The 17,778-nt window shown below is 31.8% G+C and carries 18 protein-coding genes; all 18 read left to right on the top strand.

What is annotated here, in order from left to right; all coding sequences use genetic code 4:
* Positions 1-5 precede the first annotated feature (5 nt).
* The 18 genes from rplO to P344_RS01470 all read left to right on the top strand — a co-directional run bounded on the left by rplO (position 6) and on the right by P344_RS01470 (position 17,755).
* Positions 6-443 (top strand): 50S ribosomal protein L15, encoded by a 438-nt coding sequence (gene rplO / locus P344_RS01385; protein WP_025317108.1) that lies wholly within the window; start codon positions 6-8, stop codon positions 441-443.
* Positions 440-1,873, top strand: a complete 1,434-nt coding sequence (gene secY, locus P344_RS01390; RefSeq protein ID WP_408069011.1) for a preprotein translocase subunit SecY — start codon at positions 440-442, stop codon at positions 1,871-1,873. The genes rplO and secY overlap by 4 nt, the downstream gene beginning before the upstream one ends.
* Before the next feature lie 21 nt (positions 1,874-1,894).
* Positions 1,895-2,533 (top strand): adenylate kinase, encoded by a 639-nt coding sequence (locus P344_RS01395; RefSeq protein WP_025317110.1) that lies wholly within the window; start codon positions 1,895-1,897, stop codon positions 2,531-2,533.
* A 23-nt stretch (positions 2,534-2,556) separates the two neighbouring features.
* Entirely contained in the window at positions 2,557-2,775 is a 219-nt protein-coding gene (gene infA, locus P344_RS01400) for a translation initiation factor IF-1 (RefSeq protein WP_025317111.1), read from the top strand.
* A gap of 26 nt (positions 2,776-2,801) precedes the next feature.
* Complete coding sequence (gene rpmJ / locus P344_RS01405) at positions 2,802-2,915, top strand: 50S ribosomal protein L36 (protein WP_025317112.1); 114 nt, start codon at positions 2,802-2,804, stop codon at positions 2,913-2,915.
* Between the two features lie 18 nt (positions 2,916-2,933).
* Positions 2,934-3,299 carry a 30S ribosomal protein S13 gene (gene rpsM, locus P344_RS01410; protein WP_025317113.1) on the top strand — a complete coding sequence of 122 codons (366 nt, stop codon included), beginning with the start codon at positions 2,934-2,936 and terminating at the stop codon, positions 3,297-3,299.
* Between the two features lie 13 nt (positions 3,300-3,312).
* Complete coding sequence (gene rpsK, locus P344_RS01415; protein WP_025317114.1) at positions 3,313-3,702, top strand: 30S ribosomal protein S11; 390 nt, start codon at positions 3,313-3,315, stop codon at positions 3,700-3,702.
* Positions 3,703-3,718: 16 nt separating this feature from the next.
* The gene (locus P344_RS01420; RefSeq protein WP_025317115.1) at positions 3,719-4,672 is read left to right on the top strand and encodes a DNA-directed RNA polymerase subunit alpha; all 954 of its coding nucleotides are present in this window, start codon (positions 3,719-3,721) and stop codon (positions 4,670-4,672) included.
* A gap of 20 nt (positions 4,673-4,692) precedes the next feature.
* A complete protein-coding gene (gene rplQ, locus P344_RS01425; protein ID WP_025317116.1) occupies positions 4,693-5,052 on the top strand; it encodes a 50S ribosomal protein L17 in 360 nt (119 codons plus the stop codon).
* 86 nt (positions 5,053-5,138) lie between these two features.
* The gene (gene map / locus P344_RS01430) at positions 5,139-5,882 is read left to right on the top strand and encodes a type I methionyl aminopeptidase (RefSeq protein WP_025317117.1); all 744 of its coding nucleotides are present in this window, start codon (positions 5,139-5,141) and stop codon (positions 5,880-5,882) included.
* Between the two features lie 147 nt (positions 5,883-6,029).
* Entirely contained in the window at positions 6,030-6,731 is a 702-nt protein-coding gene (locus tag P344_RS01435) for a hypothetical protein (protein ID WP_025317118.1), read from the top strand.
* A 38-nt stretch (positions 6,732-6,769) separates the two neighbouring features.
* Positions 6,770-10,870: an ABC transporter permease gene (locus tag P344_RS01440; protein ID WP_025317119.1), complete on the top strand. Its 4,101-nt coding sequence runs from the start codon at positions 6,770-6,772 to the stop codon at positions 10,868-10,870.
* A gap of 12 nt (positions 10,871-10,882) precedes the next feature.
* The gene (locus P344_RS01445; protein ID WP_025317120.1) at positions 10,883-11,842 is read left to right on the top strand and encodes a lipoprotein; all 960 of its coding nucleotides are present in this window, start codon (positions 10,883-10,885) and stop codon (positions 11,840-11,842) included.
* A 30-nt stretch (positions 11,843-11,872) separates the two neighbouring features.
* Positions 11,873-13,033: a Vmc-like lipoprotein signal peptide domain-containing protein gene (locus tag P344_RS01450; RefSeq protein WP_025317121.1), complete on the top strand. Its 1,161-nt coding sequence runs from the start codon at positions 11,873-11,875 to the stop codon at positions 13,031-13,033.
* Positions 13,034-13,204: 171 nt separating this feature from the next.
* On the top strand, positions 13,205-13,390 hold the full coding sequence (locus P344_RS01455) for a hypothetical protein (RefSeq protein WP_025317122.1): 186 nt from the start codon (positions 13,205-13,207) through the stop codon (positions 13,388-13,390).
* A gap of 303 nt (positions 13,391-13,693) precedes the next feature.
* Complete coding sequence (locus P344_RS01460) at positions 13,694-14,665, top strand: glycosyltransferase family 2 protein (protein ID WP_025317123.1); 972 nt, start codon at positions 13,694-13,696, stop codon at positions 14,663-14,665.
* A gap of 23 nt (positions 14,666-14,688) precedes the next feature.
* Positions 14,689-15,510 carry an RDD family protein gene (locus P344_RS01465; RefSeq protein ID WP_025317124.1) on the top strand — a complete coding sequence of 274 codons (822 nt, stop codon included), beginning with the start codon at positions 14,689-14,691 and terminating at the stop codon, positions 15,508-15,510.
* Between the two features lie 40 nt (positions 15,511-15,550).
* A complete protein-coding gene (locus P344_RS01470) occupies positions 15,551-17,755 on the top strand; it encodes an ATP-dependent helicase (RefSeq protein WP_025317125.1) in 2,205 nt (734 codons plus the stop codon).
* Positions 17,756-17,778 lie beyond the last annotated feature (23 nt).

The raw sequence follows: 17,778 nt of genomic DNA on the forward strand, positions 1-17,778 counted from the left end.
TATTAATGAAATTACATGAATTAAAATATAGTGATGGCGCTCGTCATGAGAAAAAACGCTTAGGACGAGGAACATCTTCAGGAACTGGGAAAACTTCTGGAAAAGGTAATAAAGGTCAAAATGCTCGTACTGGTGGAGGAGTGCGCCCCGGATTTGAAGGGGGACAAACTCCAATCTTTCGAAGAATTCCTAAAGTAGGATTCACCAATATTAATACCAAAAACTATACAATCTTTAATTTAAAAGATTTAGAAAAATTAAATGTTAGTGAAATTAATCACCAAACATTAGCTCAAAAAAAATTAATTAAATCAGAAAAAGAATTAATTAAAATCTTAGGTAGTGGTACAATATCTAAGAGCGTCAATGTCAAAACAAATAAAATTTCAAAAGCAGCCCAACAAGCAATTGAAGCGGCTGGAGGGAAAGTAGAGGTAATATAATAGTGAAAACCAAAGCTAAAAAAAGAAAGGCCAAGAAAGCAGCACAAGTTGATCTTGTCAAATCAAATAATTTTTTTGTAAAAAACAAAGATCTAATTAAAAGAATTGCTTTCACCCTAATTGTTTTAGTCGTAATTCGGTTAGGAAGTTATTTGACCGTGCCCGGAGTTACCGTTAGTCCTAATATTCAAGATTTATCAAATACTGATCAGTTCTTCAGTTTAATCTCAATGTTAGGGGGAGGAACTTTAGGAAAATTTTCAATTTTAGCTTTAGGAGTTTCGCCATATATTACTGCCTCAATTATTGTCCAGTTGTTATCAACGGATGTGATTCAACCATTATCGCGCTGAGCGAAGGGTGGGGAAAAAGGTCGTAAAAAATTAGACCGCTTAACGAAATGATTAACAATTCCCTTTGCAATTATGCAGGGGGTAGCCACAATCTTTACGATGGCGAACCAGGGAATTATTAGTCCGAAGTGATTAACTAATGATTTTGGAACCGGAAGCCCAATTTTCTACTACATTTTAGTTCCGTGTGCTTTAATTGCCGGAACCATGTTTATGTTATGAATTGCTGATCAAATCACAATTCGTGGAATTGGAAACGGAGTTTCAATCATTATTTTCGCTGGAATTGTGGCAAAGTTACCAAGTAACTTAGAAACAACCTTTAAGTTTTGAATTTCTGGTCAAGAAGACATTAACCTATTATTTGATGGGATTTTAAAATTCCTCGTTTATGTGGTGATGTTCTTATTAGTAATTTTGTTTGTCGTTATGCTAAATGAATCAGAACGAAAACTACCAATTCAACAAACCGGAAGTGGACTGTCCTCGGGCGGCGAACAGAACAAACCCTTCTTGCCGTTAAAAATTAACTCGGCTGGGGTAATTCCTGTTATTTTTGCCTCAGCTTTAATTTCCGCTCCAATTACAGTTTCACAAATTATTAGTGTTTCAAACCCTAATAACGGGTTTGTCCAGTTTACGAATAATTACTTATCATTTTCAACTTGACCAGGAATTATTATTTATGCTATTTTAACAATTCTTTTCACATTCTTGTATTCACAAGTGCAAATGAATCCTGAAAAAATTGCTGAAAACTTTCAAAAGGCGGGAACTTTTATTCCCAGTGTGCGACCAGGGAAGGAAACTGAAAAATATATTAAGGGAACAATTAACCGCTTAAGTATTTTAGGGTCAATCTTCTTAGCCGCCATTGCGATTTTACCATATGTTATTAGCAAACTAACTAGTTTACCAAGTGCCTTAGCAATTGGGGGAACTGGATTAATTATTATGGTGTCAGTTGCGTTAGAAACAATGCGTCAAATTAAAGGGCGAATTACGCAACAAGCCTTCATTGATAAAAAATCACAAAGTTTGAACCAAGATTCAAATGATAATTCATACTTGTGATAAGAAAGGTGTGTTATTAATTTTATGGGTAATATTATATTATTAGGAGCACCAGGCAGTGGGAAGGGAACCCAATCAGAAAAAATTATTGCTCAGTTTGGCTATAACCATGTCTCAACTGGTGATATTATTCGAGACAATATTCGTAATAACACCGCGAAGGGAAACTTAGCTAAAAAATATTCTGAACAAGGGAAACTAGTTCCTGATGACTTAATGATTGAGATGCTAGAAGATTATTTACAAACAGTTCAGGGCGGAATTATTTGAGATGGCTTTCCCCGCACTGTTAATCAAGCCGAAAAACTAGATGAATTATTAGCAAAACGAAATGCTAAAGTTGATCATACGCTATACTTTGAAATCGCGGAATCAAAACTAATCGATCGGATTATGGGACGATTAATATGTCCAACTTGTAAAAGAACTTATCACATTACATTCCATCCTCCGAAAGTGGCTGGAATTTGTGATTATGATCAAACCCCACTAGTTCGTCGCGCGGATGATACCGCTGAAAAAGTACAGGTAAGATTAGCAGAATATAAACGAGATACTGAACCATTAGTTCAATATTATCTTAATAAGCAAAACTTATCAGTTATTGATGCTGATATGGAAGGTGACGCTGTTTGAAATCAAATAGTTGCAATTATTAAGTAACAAAAGAGATTGGAGGTAATAAAATGGCTAAATCTGATTTACTAGATGTTCAAGGAAAAGTTTTAGAAGTATTACCAAATACAATGTTTAAGGTCGAATTAGAAAACGGCGCAGTTATTTTAGCTCACGTCTCTGGTAAAATTCGTATGAATTACATTCGCATTTTACCGGGCGATTTAGTAACTGTCGAAATGTCACCATATGATTTAGAACGTGGGCGTATTGTCTTTCGACACAAATAAATTAAGTTTGAGGAGGAGTATGCACGATGAAAGTACTATCATCAGTCAAAAAAATTTGCGACAAATGTCGGGTAATTAGAAGAAAAAATCGCGTTATGATAATCTGTCAACAACCAAAACACAAGCAAAGACAGGGATAAAAGGAGGAAAATAGAAGCATGGCACGTATTGGAGGAGTCGATATTCCAAATGATAAAAGAGTAGTTATTGCCTTAACTTATATCTTTGGAATTGGAAAACCACTATCTCAACAAATCTTAGCAGATTCTAAAATCTCAGAAGATGTACGAGTAAAAGATTTATCAGAAGAAGAATTAACTAAAATTAGAAATGAAATTGCAAAATACAAAACCGAAGGGGACTTACGTCGTGAAGTTGCCCTAAATATTAAACGATTGATGGAAATTGGAAGTTACCGGGGAATGTGCCACCGTAAAGGGTTACCAGTTAGAGGCCAATCAACAAAACAAAATGCGCGTACTGCTAAGGGACCACGAAAAACAGTAGCGAATAAGAAAAAATAGAGGAGTGTAAATTATGGCTGTTAAAAAAGTAACTAATAAGAAAAAAGTTAAAAAAAATATTAATAAAGGTGTAGCCCACATTCACTCAAGTTTCAATAACACAATTGTTACTATTTCCGATGAAGGCGGGAATGTAATTTCATGATCATCAGCAGGAGCAATGGGATTTAAAGGAAGTAAAAAATCAACCCCATATGCTGCGCAAATGGTTGCCGAAGCGGCGGGAAAAGCTAGTCAAGAACACGGAATGCACAGCATTCAAGTTGAAGTAAAAGGACCAGGTCCGGGTCGAGACGCGGCAGTAAGAAGTTTACAAGCAATTGGGTTAGAGATTACTTCAATTAAAGATGTAACTCCAATTCCTCATAATGGGGCTCGCCCACCAAAAAGACCACGAGGATAAGGAGAGTGATAGTTAGATGAAACAATTTATTAGACCAGAATTTAAATTAGAAGTGGAAGACAAATCAAACAATTATGGAAAATTTTTAGTTGAACCATTAGAACGTGGATTTGGAATTACCCTGGGAAATGCATTGCGCAGAACATTGTTATCTTCAACACCCGGGGCGGCAGTGTTTGCCATCCGTATTAAAGGAGCCTCACATGAATTTACCGCAATTCCCGGTATTGTCGAACATGTTACGAAAATTATTTTAAATATTAAAAACCTTGTGTTAAAAATTGATCAAAATATTATTCCCGATGGGGAGTCAGTAATTTTAAAAATTAATTCTAACAAGGAAGGTGATGTGTTAGCAAAAGATATTGAATTACCAGCCGGTGTTGAAGTAATCAATACGGATTTACATATTGCCACAATTGCGAAGGGTGGAGAATTAAACTTAGAATTACATGCTCGTAATTCTCGGGGATATAAATCATTTAATGATAATAAAAAAGAAAAGAAATATGCGGACTTAATTGTCATTGATTCAAACTATTCACCAGTGCAAAAGGTTTCTTATACGGTGGAACCAACCAAAGTAGGAAAAAATGCTGATTTAGAAAAATTAGAAATTGAAGTCCAAACTGATAGTTCAATTACACCGGTTAATGCTATTGCAATGGCGGGTAAAATTTTATCGGAACACTTAGAATTCTTTATTAACTTAAATGAAGCAATCAAAACAACCCAAGTTATTTCATCTGAAACTGAAAAAGAAGAAGATGAATTAGATCGTAGTATTGATGAGTTAGAATTTACTCAGCGTTCACAAAACTGTTTGAAACGTGCTAAAATTGAAACACTTCGTGATCTAATATCAAAAACCGAAGAAGAAATCCAAGAAATTCGAAACTTAGGTAAAAAATCATTAACTGAAATTAAAGAAAAAGTAGCCGCTTTAGGTTTATATTTTAGAAGAGATTAAACAGAAAGGAGCAACAATTCATGTCATATCAACAAAAAAGAGGTAAAAATACATCATGACGCAATGGTTTAATGCGCAATCTTGCAACGGAGTTAATTATTAACGAAAGATTAGAAGTAACAGAAACCAGAGCAAAAGAATTGCGTTGCCATGTTGACAAATTAATTACCTTAGGAAAACGTCAAGATTTACATGCTCGTCGAAGAGCGGCTAGTTTCTTAAGAGATATTGAAGCAAACGAAAAAGAAACGGCTTTACAAAAATTATTTAATGGCATTGCCAAAAAATACAAGGATCGCAATGGTGGTTATACCCGAATTTTAAAATTAGATAATCGTCGTGGTGATAACGCCCCAATGGTAATCATTGAATTAGTATAAGCAACCTTTTTAGCTAATGGTCCCACGTGGCTATTAGTTTTTTCTTTCTTATGTTATGATAGATAAGTAGAAAAGATGGTGAAAAAATGATAACCTTGAAATCAAGTGAAGATTTAGTCAAAATGCGGGTTGCTTGTAATGTGTTAAAATTAGTCCACCAGGAATTACGAGCAATGATTAAACCAGGAATAACCGGGGTGGAACTGGACAAAAGAGCGGAAGAAATTATTCACCAGCACCAGTGCCAACCAAATTTTAAAGGTTTATATGGTTTTCCCGCCACAATTTGTGTGTCAATTAATGATGTTTTAGTCCACGGCATTCCTAATAATACACCCCTGAAAAATGGTGATTTAGTGTCAATTGATGCTGGGTGTGCCTACCAAGGGTTTAATAGTGATGGTGCTTTTACAATGATTGTGGGAGAACCGCTAAGTGACTTACACCAGCAACTAGTGGATATTACAAAAAATGCGTTAGACCACGCAATTGCAATTCTAAAACCAGGAGTTCGGATTGGTGATATTGGCCATGTTATTCAAGAATATGTCGAAGGGAATGGTTTTTTCTTGCCCCAAGAATTTACTGGTCATGGAATCGGAAAAGAATTGCATGAAGATCCCCACATCCCCAATGTTGGCGAACCCCACACGGGTTTACGTTTGCAAGCAGGAATGACAATTTGTATTGAACCAATGGTCCAAATTGGAACCGCAAAAATTAAAATGCTTAGTGATGGATGAACCCCTGTTTCGGTTAATGGGTTGCCAAGTGCCCATTTTGAACACACTATTTTGATTACCGAGACTGGACATGAAGTTTTAACTTAATGTGTTTTAATAATCAAAAATCTAGTTTTTAACTAGATTTTTTAATTTTTACATTAAAATTTTTTAAAAATCTCTAATTTTTGCCCTTTTTATCTGATTAAATTAATGTTATAATAAATTAACTCTTACTAGGAGGCTATGAAAAAAATGAAAGTTAATTTTAAGCAATTTTATCGTGGTTTTATTAGTACTATTTTAGCTTTATTTAGTGCTTATATTTTAATTTCTTCATCATTTTCAATAATTTATCCCCAGGGAAAACTTAATTTTGTTAATATTATTTTAAATTTAACTTATTTAGTTTTCGTTAGTTTTGTGATGTTATTTTTTGTCGGTATTTTATTACAAATTATGTTGAATTTTAAAACTTATCAGCACCAAGCAAATATTCAATGAAAACAAGTTCTAAAAGTTAATTGATTAATTATTATTTTATGAATTTTTAACTTATCATTATTTTCATACTGTTTATATGTTACTGTTATTTACAATAATTATTTTGATAAACATTTTTATCAAACCTTTTTAATTTCTTTTTATTTGTTCTATGGAATTTTTTCAATCGGATTTGTCATCACTTTAGTATTATTTCGAATTTATATCGCTTGAATTAAAGATATCAGCAATATTACTGATTTAAATAATTTGACAATTTTAAAATATTTAGCTCACGATGATTTAGTTAAAACAGCACCATATAATTTTACGATTACTTTCCCCAATATTTATGAACTACCAATTGCGTGGTTTTTACTAGAAGAAGCTAAATTAATTAGTAATTTGCGAAAAACGCATTTATTAACCCAGTTTAAAAAACAAACAACACCACCACATCTTTTTTGTTTTTAATTTATTAAGCAAAAAATAAAAAGAAGGTGAAAAGAATAATGTCCGGTTTTAAGTTATTGTTTCAAAATAATATTAAAAATACAATCAAAAACAAAATCCAATTTATTGGCTTAGTAATTTTAGTATTTTTAACTTGTTTAATTTTCACAATAATTGAAGTTTCCAAACAACGTGTTGAAAACGTTTATCATAATTTTATTTCTGAAAAAATGAGTAACCAACATGATTTTATTGTTGATTTTTCCCAAACTAGTTATGTTGAAAACGCCGCTAGTGGAGCGGATCAATTCTTAGCAATTTCAGATGTTGAAGTCCGCCAAAATGCAATTTTAGATTATTTGCAAGCAGCAACGATGAATTCAGATTTTCAATTTAATTTTAATCGGGTGGAAGCACGAGTTTTTAACTTAGGCAATAATAAAGTTATTAAATCAGTGACCCTTAATCCCCACCAAACAATTGATAAATTTGTTGTGAGTGCCGGAATGCCTCTAAGTTTTTACCAACAATATTTAAATTCCTTAAATAATGAAACTATGCATTGGGTTTATTTAACTCCTGAATTTGCCAAAAAGAATAATATTAAAATTAATGATGTCATTCGTTTACAAGCCGATAGTTACGGAACAACAATTAAAGTTAAGGATAGTGAATTACAACCAGTTGATTTAAGCCCTTATCAAAAAGAAGACATTAATAAGTGGTTGTCAAAATCACCATATGCTGCACAAAATTGGTTACGGGTAGTTGGCTTTGGGCAGTCCGCCGATTTTATTACACCAATCATTGACCAGTTCCATCCGTTTCCTAATATGAATAATGAAGGGTTGGCATATGTTGACCAAAAATTATTTGGACTAGTCAACGATACTGTCCGGGATGCTAATAATCAAAGCTATGATATTACGAGACTAGATATTACTAAACAAGTTTTAACCCCAGCTAGTCAATCTGATCGTGAAGTTTATTATGTTGGAAAATTTACTAATAACTATCGTGATGAGGTCAAGGAAAGTTTAATTAACAATACCCTGAACACTTTTTTAAATAGCAAGTGGGGCGCTACAATTGGTTTACATGCATATTATAGTAAAACGCTTACGGGTAATACCCCAGTTCTTACTTTCCGAACTGATAAGCGCTATCCTTTTGCTAAAAGAACAACTTATTTCTTAACAACCTTAAATGGTTTTATTGCTGGTTCTTATATTCTAATTGCGGTTATTTTAATTATTTCTTTCTTCGTGTTAGTCCTAGTTATTAAACGTCAAATTGAATCTACTGGTCCCCAAAATGGGATTTTACGAGCTTTGGGTTACCGTCGTCGGGAAATTATCAGTAGTTATCTAAGTTATCCACTCTTAATTGCCCTAGCAGGGGGAATAGTTGGATATTTATTAGGAATTTTAAGTCAATCAATTATTCGGATTATTTTTGGGGCCTACTTTAATCTTCCGTATACTGGTTTTGCTTTAGCACTCTGGGCGTTAGTAATTTCTTTTATTGCGGTTTTTGCGTTATTAACGGGGGTTACAATGATTAGCGCCACAATTATGATGCACTCAAAAACCCCATTGCAACTAATTAAGAAAGAAGAATCCTTTTCCGCCGGACAAATTAAAAAAATTGTCCAAAGAATTTGTACCGTTCGTAAAACATTTGATAATCGGTTCCAAGCAGTGCAGTTCTCTAATTCATTGGGAAAAATGTTTGGTGTTTCGTTGACAATGATTATTAGTACTATTCTAATTACAATTTCAACAACAATTCTGTTTATTTTACAAAATAATATTCGTTATTCTTATACGGGTGATGATTACAATACCTTAGTTGAATATCAATCACCAGTTTATAATCTTCCCACAACTTTCTTAAAAACATATGACCCAACCCAACAACCATGAGATATTAATAATAGTGCCTTTAGCAATACTAACATGACGCGGAATGCGGACGAGTATATCAAGGATTTTGAGCAAGCAACCATTAATCCTGAAAATTACTCACCAACTTATAATGCTACTGAAATGCGGTCAATGTTATATAAAAACATTTCAAAAGAATTTTTAAAAAGTAATAAGTTAAGTGTGCCCACTGGTGATCAGTATTTATTAAGAGCAGTTTGTATGAGTACCTGGGGTGATTATAAAGACTATGGATTAGGAAACTTAACTAAAGCAACGCTTGAAACTTATTTAGCTAATCCTGATAAGGCAAAACAACATATTAATGAATTAGAACAGTATCGATTATTTTATTGAAAATATCGTGAGACAATTGCCTTAGATGTGAAACGACCACAATACTTCACTAATAACAATTTAAATTTAGATGATAGTTTAAATAGTGAATTGTTTACTAGAAGTGATTACCAAAAAACATTTGGTACTAGTTCGACCATTATTGTTTTAGATAATAATCATTTTCGCCCCGGGCTCGAAGCCCCACTCAAAACATCATTTCGAAAAGTGTTGGATAGTGGGAATGCCCAAGATTTTAATGCTAATTTAAAAAAACCAATGTATGATTTATATGATTGAATTTATGCATTCTTTATCAATAATGTTAGCCAATGTTTTACCCAGGGAGTTTATACGCGTTCTCCCCAGGCAGTACGAACTGAAATGGCGGCAGCTTTTAAAGATAATAGTAAAAGTTTTAATTTAGCATTCGGAGTGGTACCGTTTAATCCCCACACTGATGACCGGGGAACAATGTTCCATGGCCAAGTTAATAATATTAATGTTGATGTATATGGAATTGACCAGAGTTTTAACAACCAAACTTTAAGTGATGGGAAATATACCTTAAATGATAAATTATTTGCTAATAGCAATAATATTGTTATTAACCAAACCCTTGCTAAAAGGTTAGGATTAACAACTGGTGATCAAATTACGAGTAAGGTTCTTCGCCAAGCTTTATTTAAGAATAGTGTTAATGGCTATCAGGAGGATGCCCAACAAATTCTAAATAGTTGGGATGAATCACAAGTAACCGGAACTGATAGTAGTGGTCAAACCGTTGGAAAACTACTATTTAATAGTACAAATAATTACCAAAATGATGTATTAGGAGAGAAGGGAAATAATAAAGTTTTAGATAGTGCTTTAAATCCAAGTGATCCTAATGCAACAAATCCTACTATTTTAAATAATAAAATTGTTGATGGTAGTTATCTCTTAGGAAATGATAATGGTAATGAAGTCTTTAATATTGTTGGTGTAAATAACCAGTATGGTAGTGCTCGGGCTTGAATTAACAATGAACGAGCAAATGCCATTTTAGGTTATGACCAGACGCGTAATCATTTATTACGGTTATTTATGAATGAATGGCAAAATTCATTTGTTAAGTCATTACCAACGTTATCAGTACCTTATCAAACAGCCCTTAGTGCCTTAGAAACTTTTATTAAAAATAACCAAAGCACCCCAATTAATCAATTATGAACGGCTTTTGTTAATAATTTTCAAAAACAATCATTGGCTGTTAATTGAATTAAAGTTTTTGAAAATGAATATCCACTTTTTAATTATAAATTATCAAAAAGTGTAACTACCGATGATATTCAAAGTGGTTTGGCAACTGTTCAAAGTTTTGGTGATTATAGTTTCTATGGATTAAACGGGGGAATAGTTGGAACGACAGTTTATCCATCGTATTCAGAAAGATCATTTAATAATTTATTGCCAATTGCAACGGCCAAGGAAATTTTACAAAATTTAGCCCAGGCGGTTCTTGGGGTTATTGCCTTTATTATTGCAATTTCCTTCATTCTAAGCTTTATAATTATTATCTTAACAAGTAATGTTGTTATTGCCGAAAACCGAACAATCATTGCCACAATGAAAGTTCTGGGTTATAGTAACCGTTATATTACAAAATTAGTAATTGGAATGTACATTCCTGTTATTGTAATAATGACCATCGCCGGGTTTGGTTTTGGCTGATTATTCTTAACAATTGGCATTAATGTTTTAACTAATATGGGAATGGTCTTCCCCCTAATGATGAATGCAGCGATCCCAATCATTGTGATTGCGAGTGGCTTTGTTTTATACCTAATTGCATATTTAATCAGTTGATTTAGTATGAATAAAATTAATCCGTTAGTGGCAATTATGTCAGCAAATTAAAGGAGTGACAACATGAAAAAATTATTAACAATTCTTGGCGCACTTACCATTGTGACATCTTCAACAAAGGGTGTTGTCAGCTGCCAAACTGGCAGCGGTAATTGAAATGATATTCCAGTTGACCCACCTGTCTTAGCATTTGATGTGAAAGGCTTTCCTGGTGTTAATTTTAAAGATGTTAATCCTCAAGATAATAACCAAACAATTCCGATGTTATTTGCCCAACTAACAAAAATTTTTCAAGGAACAAAATGAGATTTTAATACCTTGCATCAGCAAATTAAGTTTAACGGATCGCTAATTACTAATCCTAATCCAGATTTATACCGAAATGGTGAGTATAATATTGTGATTAATGATAATACTAGTGAAAATGAACTAACAATTAATAAAACGGTTGTTAATTCAAACCATATTGCGGATAAAGTAAAAAATTTAGATTTGGGGACTGTCGATGATGCTCGTCCTAAAACAATCTTGATTGCTACTGTTTTTAATAATATGGGCTTAATTTCCGAAATTGATAAATTTGGAAGGTTCTTTATTGGTGAAGAAACCGAAGCAATTTGGAATCAGCAAATTGCCAGTGTTCCCCGTTTAAAAATTGATTCAAATAGCGGAACTGCTATTTTAGAAACAGGGAAGGATCATTGAACAGACCATGATGATCCGCAAAAAGACTATTATGAGACAGTTACTGTTCATTTTACAGTTAAATCAAAACAACCTCCTACCAATCCAATGGATCTTGCTAATTCAGGATTGTCCACTAATTTAGGTAAATTACCACAAGTATCAATTTTGCAGATTATGATGATGTTTATTACCCTAAATTTTGCGGGAAATCTTGATAAACTAAGTGAACTCTTAAATGATTTATATGTAAAAAATATTACTAACAATTCTGCTGATATTGAAGCTTGATCAGGCTCAAAATATTTTAGCGGAGCACTTAAAGTTAATTTTAGTTAAATTAAATTTATTAAAAAGGAGATGAACAAAATGAGAAAATTAATGATGATTTTAGCATCACTAACAATTACGGCAACCACTGCAACTACTGTAGTTGCTTGTAATAATGGGACAAAAGAAAACAAAATTAATGTCAAAGATAAATACCAAGTTGTCCCAACAGTTAAAAATATTAGAGCTGCTATTCAAAAAGATGGAGTAAATCCTGATGATGTTGATATTGATATTCAACCAGGAATGAAATCGGCTATTATTCGTTATATGCCAAATACGCCTAACTTACCATTTTTAACAAAAAAGATTGCCTTAGATTGAGCAACAACTGATATTAATAAGATGTTAAAAATTCTTTCAGTTCCCTACAGTGAAAATGATCTTGGTAAATATGTTAAACCAGAAACAGCATTAGCAATTATTAATATTTTAAATGGAACCCAATTTACTCTTGGCCAGGTGAATGTTAACGTTGACAATGATAGCCATATTATTACGCTAACTCCGAAATCAGGTAGTGGTTTAACTGGGAATGCGGTAACCATTGATGGTCAGCCAATTACTTTTAATGATATTTTCCAAGAAACAAATTTAGGAACAATTTATATTGACAAAGATTTATATGATAAATATATTAGTAACCCGAATTATAACATATTATTTATGGCTGCTGCAATTATGGAATTTGGTGGTGATCGTAACCGTTTCCCCGCTTATTATAAATCAACCATGGCTACTGCCATGATTAATGCCATTGGTTCAGTGGTAGTTAACATTGACCCTAATACTAAGAAAGGAACATTTTCAATGGAAACAAAAGTGGATGGGGTTATTGCCCAATCAGGATTTACCTTTAATTTTACAGTTGATACTAACCCGAGAACATATTTAACCCAAAATAATACTAAACCAACATTAGGTGAAGTTATTGATGTTAATTTACCAGGAACTTATACAGAGCAGAATCTTGACCAGTTACGTTATGATTTAGTTAAACAATTATTAGGAGAAAATTTTGCTAATAAATACAAGGATATTTTTTATGATGAAATTTGAGTATTAAGTTTTGATGCTAATACTAAAAAAGCAGTACTAACACCAAAACCAGGTTCGAAAATCTTTGAAATTTCAGATCAGGATGCTTCACCATTAACTGGAATTCCAGATTATACCTTAAATGTTACTTTTGGTGGTTAAAAGGTTATTAAAAAAGATGTTATTTAGCAATAACATCTTTTTTTCAATATTTTCCTAATTAAATTTTTTATTTTATGAAATTCTTAATTTTAGTTTGATATTTATTTTAAATTGAGATACTATATTAAATATCACTTTATTAGAAGAAATGATATAGGGGGAGAGGATATTATGAGGTTTTTCTCAAAAGTTAAAGAGTATAACTGAGTATATAAAACAGGTTCAAGAAAGCGAAGTGGGTCTGGAAGTTGAGATCCCTTTAATTATAAAAGAATTGCTCGCATTGAAAGAGAATTAATTCGTTTACGTAAAAAAGAAGAATCCCAAAATAAAGATCATCTTTATTTTGGTCGTTAAGAATTAAGAATAAACACCTAACCAATAGATACTTAAAATAAATAGTTACTTTATCGTTAAGTCCTTTCATTTAGGTGTTTTTATATGCCTTAATAAGTTTTTGAAATACTGTCTTTTAATGATAATACTATATTTATTATAAATTTAATTTTAAATTATAAGAATTTTTATAAAATTATTTCTATTATAATATTATATTTTTATCTTAAAATCTTAAAATGAGGATATATTTTAAATTACTAAAAATTAACAAAAATAAGATATAATTATAGTAATAATAAAATTGTAAAAGGATGTCGGATTATGTTTTTATCAATTATTTTTGTAACCCAAAATCACCCAGTAAAAATTCTACGAACATTATCATCAATAAAGGCACAAAGCGATAGTGATTATGAAGTGATTTTAGTTGATGATTCTGGATTTCAACCAAAATCAACAGCGTTAGAATTATTAAGTGATAATTTTTATAATTTCGATAATAAAATTCAAGTGATTTCAAGTTTACGTGGGCAAGGGTTTTCATATGCAGTTAATGCTGCAATTAATATCGCGAATGGAAAATATTTTTTAGTTTTAGATGAGGGACAAATTTTAAAAGAAAATGCAGTTGCAACTTTAAAAACAAAAATTAAGGCAAATCATAAAGAACTAGTTCCAATTGATATGTTAGAATTTAAGTTATACTACAGTACCATTAAGGGAGAAAGCTATCTTCGGAATGATTTGAATAAACTATTAACCCCAAAAATTCAAAAAGAAGTTTTTGCCAATGTGCATACTTTAATTAATACAAAAGTATTTCGAACACAGTTTATTCAAGACCATAAAATTGAATTTATTAATTATGTTCGTAATGATAGTTTATTTATTTACAAAGCACTAGCTAATAGTGATGGTTTTTTAGCGATTAATGATGTTTTAGCAGAATATGAATTAGGAACAATTAATTATAGTGTTTTTGATCTTTTAAAACAATGAGTTCATATTTTTAACTTTTATCGCGAAATTGGATTATATAAAGAGTACCATGAAGAATTAGAATATGCTTTTATTCGGTTCTGTTTAATTAGTTTCTTGCGAATGGTTCGTTTACAAAATAATAAAAAATTAGCAATTAAGGGAGTTGTCAGTGCCCAAAATAAAATTGAACGAAGATTACGACATTTTAAAGATAATAAGTATGTGCAAAATATCAATGATGAAAAATTTGCGCCAATTGTGCAGGATATTGAAGGATATCTTAAAAATTGAAAACTTACTTATGCAAAATAAATAGTTAAGAATGATGAATACCAATGAAAGTTATTGATAAAAAAACCACCCGTAAAAACCATCCTTCAATCTCAGCCACAGATTTTGGTGATGCTGAGCAAATAACAACCAAATCTGACCTTTCGCAACCAGAGAGCGAAAATAATAATGAGCAACTTGGTGATGATGAATACAACTACCACCAGTTATCACGCCCATTAAGAATTATTTTTGCTCGTTTTTTAGATTTAATCTTATCAAGTATTATTCCATTAGTTCTTTCGTTAACAATGCGTCAATGGAATCCTAACCACAATGTCTGAGCACCAATTGTGGCTATTATTGCAACGTTTATTATTTTCTTTTTTTATTTTGTTATTATTCCGTATGTATGGACCGGAAAAACCTTGGGAAAATGGCTAATGCGGATTACCTTAGTTACTACAAATAATAAATTACGAATGAATGTGATTTTTACCCGCGAATTGTTTATTATTTTTATTCCTTGGTTTGTTGAATTAATTTTTAACTTTGTTTTTGATGTAATTTTTAAAGTTAACTTGGGTGAAATTTTGGCGGGACGTTCAGAAACTAGCCAAATTGCGTCAATTGTGATGAAAATAGTTACCACATTTTATTTTTTATGGTACTTAGGACTTGTTTTTGGTGTATATTTAAATAAGAACCATCAAATATTATTTGATAAACATTTTAATTTATTTATTGTTAAAATTAAACCAAATCAAGTTAAAAAACCAAAAAAGAAACGCGAAGCAATTACGCGCAACAAAGAACATGTTCATTTGAAAAGGGACCAACCAGGGAATATTTCCGATGAAGCATTAAAGGAAATTGAAGATTTATAAGGTAAATACTAGGTAGAAAGAATAAAGGGGTATCTTTCCAATGTTAAATGAATTTATTAAAGATTTGAATCCTAACCAACGCGAAGCGGTCTTAGCAATTAATGGACCGGTCCGGGTAATTGCCGGGGCTGGCAGTGGTAAAACACGCGTTATTATTAATAAAATTGCTTATTTAGTTCGTTATGGAAATCACAAACCATGAAGAATTTGTGCATTAACGTTTACTAATAAGGCAGCTAATGAAATGAAAAACCGAATTGTTAATTTAATTGGTCAAGAGGGCCGAAAAACTTGAATTTCCACTTACCATGCCCTGTGTGTTCGTATTTTACGCGAAGATATTGAAACCTTAGGTTATCCGCGCAGTTTTAAAATTATTGATACCACCGACCAAGACCAAATTATTAGAGCAATCTATAAGTCGGCAAACTTAAAATATGATGCCCAAGAAAGTTGGATGGTAAAGTCGCAAATTAGTAGTTGAAAAAATGATTTTTATTCACCAAGTCAAGTCATTGATGGGGCTTATGAAAATAGTGATAAAAAACGATGAGGCTATGTTTATAAAGAATATGAGAAAAGACTAAAAGAATTAAATAGTTTAGATTTTAATGATTTAATTTTGTTTACCCATCGTTTATTTTCTTACCATAAAGACATCTTAGCAAAATGACAAGATCGTTTTGATTATTTATTAGTCGATGAGTTCCAAGATACGAATGATTTACAATTTGATATTATCAAATGATTATCAGAAACAAAAAAAAATATTACTGTGGTTGGTGATCCTGACCAAACAATTTATTCGTGGCGGGGAGCTAAAATTCGGTTAATTTTAAACTTTGAACATTATTTTAAAGAAACCCAAACAATTATTTTAGACGAAAACTATCGTTCTAGTCAAAATATTCTATCACTCGCAAATGATTTAATTGTTAATAATGCTAATCGTATTAAAAAAGAATTGTTTACTAGTAAAGAATTGGGTGTCAAACCAATTTTGTACCATGCTAGCAGTAGTTTAGATGAAAGTGATTTTGTTGCCAGCAAAATTAACCAACTGGTGAAAAAAGAGAACTACCACTACCAAGATATTTTAATATTATATCGCGCTAACTATTTATCCCGTGATATTGAAGGCTCCCTTGCTGATTATGGGATTTCTTATCGAATTTATGGGGCCTTTAAATTTTACGAACGGAAAGAAATTAAAGATGCCTTAGCACTATTAAAATTAGTAGTTAATAATGAAGAACTCTCTTTAGATCGGGTGCTATTATTTACTCCTAAAATTGGACCAAAAGCAGTGGAACAGGTGAAAGCAATTCTCAAAGAGCATCAGTTAAGTTTTAACCAATTATTACTTGATCATTTTGATTTATTACCAAATAGTTTAAAAAATAATTTAACGGCGCTTAGTGAAGCAATTTTTGATGCTAATAGTTTATTACAAGACACCCAAAGTGTTAAAATAGTCATTGAAACCTTACTAGAAAAATCAGGTTATCTAAAACGCCTTCAAGATAATTTAGAAACTGAACGCGTAGAAAATATTAAAGAATTAATTGACGGGATTGCTAAATTTGACTTCCAAAATTCTGATTTGCAAGGTCTCGAATTAGTTAATGAATACTTACAATTAATTAGTTTACAAACTGACCATGATAATGATGAAATTAATGATGATAGTGTTTCATTAATGACAATTCATAATGCGAAAGGTTTAGAGAAAAAAGTTGTTTTTATTGTTGGTCTTAATGAAGGTATTTTTCCTTCAATTCAAGCAATTAAGAGTGGTGAAAGTGAATTAGAAGAAGAGCGCCGAACTTTATATGTCGCAATCACCAGGGCAAAAGAACTCTTATTTATTAGTTATGCGGATGGTTATTCATATGTTACCGGGAATGAAAGATTCCCTTCGCGGTTTGTTAAAGAGTTAAATCCGGATTTTTTAGAAATAATTGAGAGCGATTTATTAGGAACAACTGTTAAGTATAAAAGTAATTATAGTTTAGATAGCGAATGAGAAAATAGTTTAAATAATTTTTCGAATAAGGCCCTTAACACAAGGTCACAATCCGCCCAGGAAAATTGATCCATTGATGATGGTGTTAGTCATGAAATTTTTGGGATTGGCGTTGTTGTTAAAAAAATCGGATCTAACATTCAAGTTATTTTTCCCAGTCCGATTGGTTCAAAAATTATTTCAGCTGATAGTAAAGCTATTAAAAAAGTTAAGAATTAGCTAGGTTTAAAAATGAGGTGGAG

Source organism: Spiroplasma mirum ATCC 29335, assembly GCF_000565195.1.
GTDB lineage: Bacteria > Bacillota_I > Bacilli_A > Mycoplasmatales > Mycoplasmataceae > Spiroplasma > Spiroplasma mirum.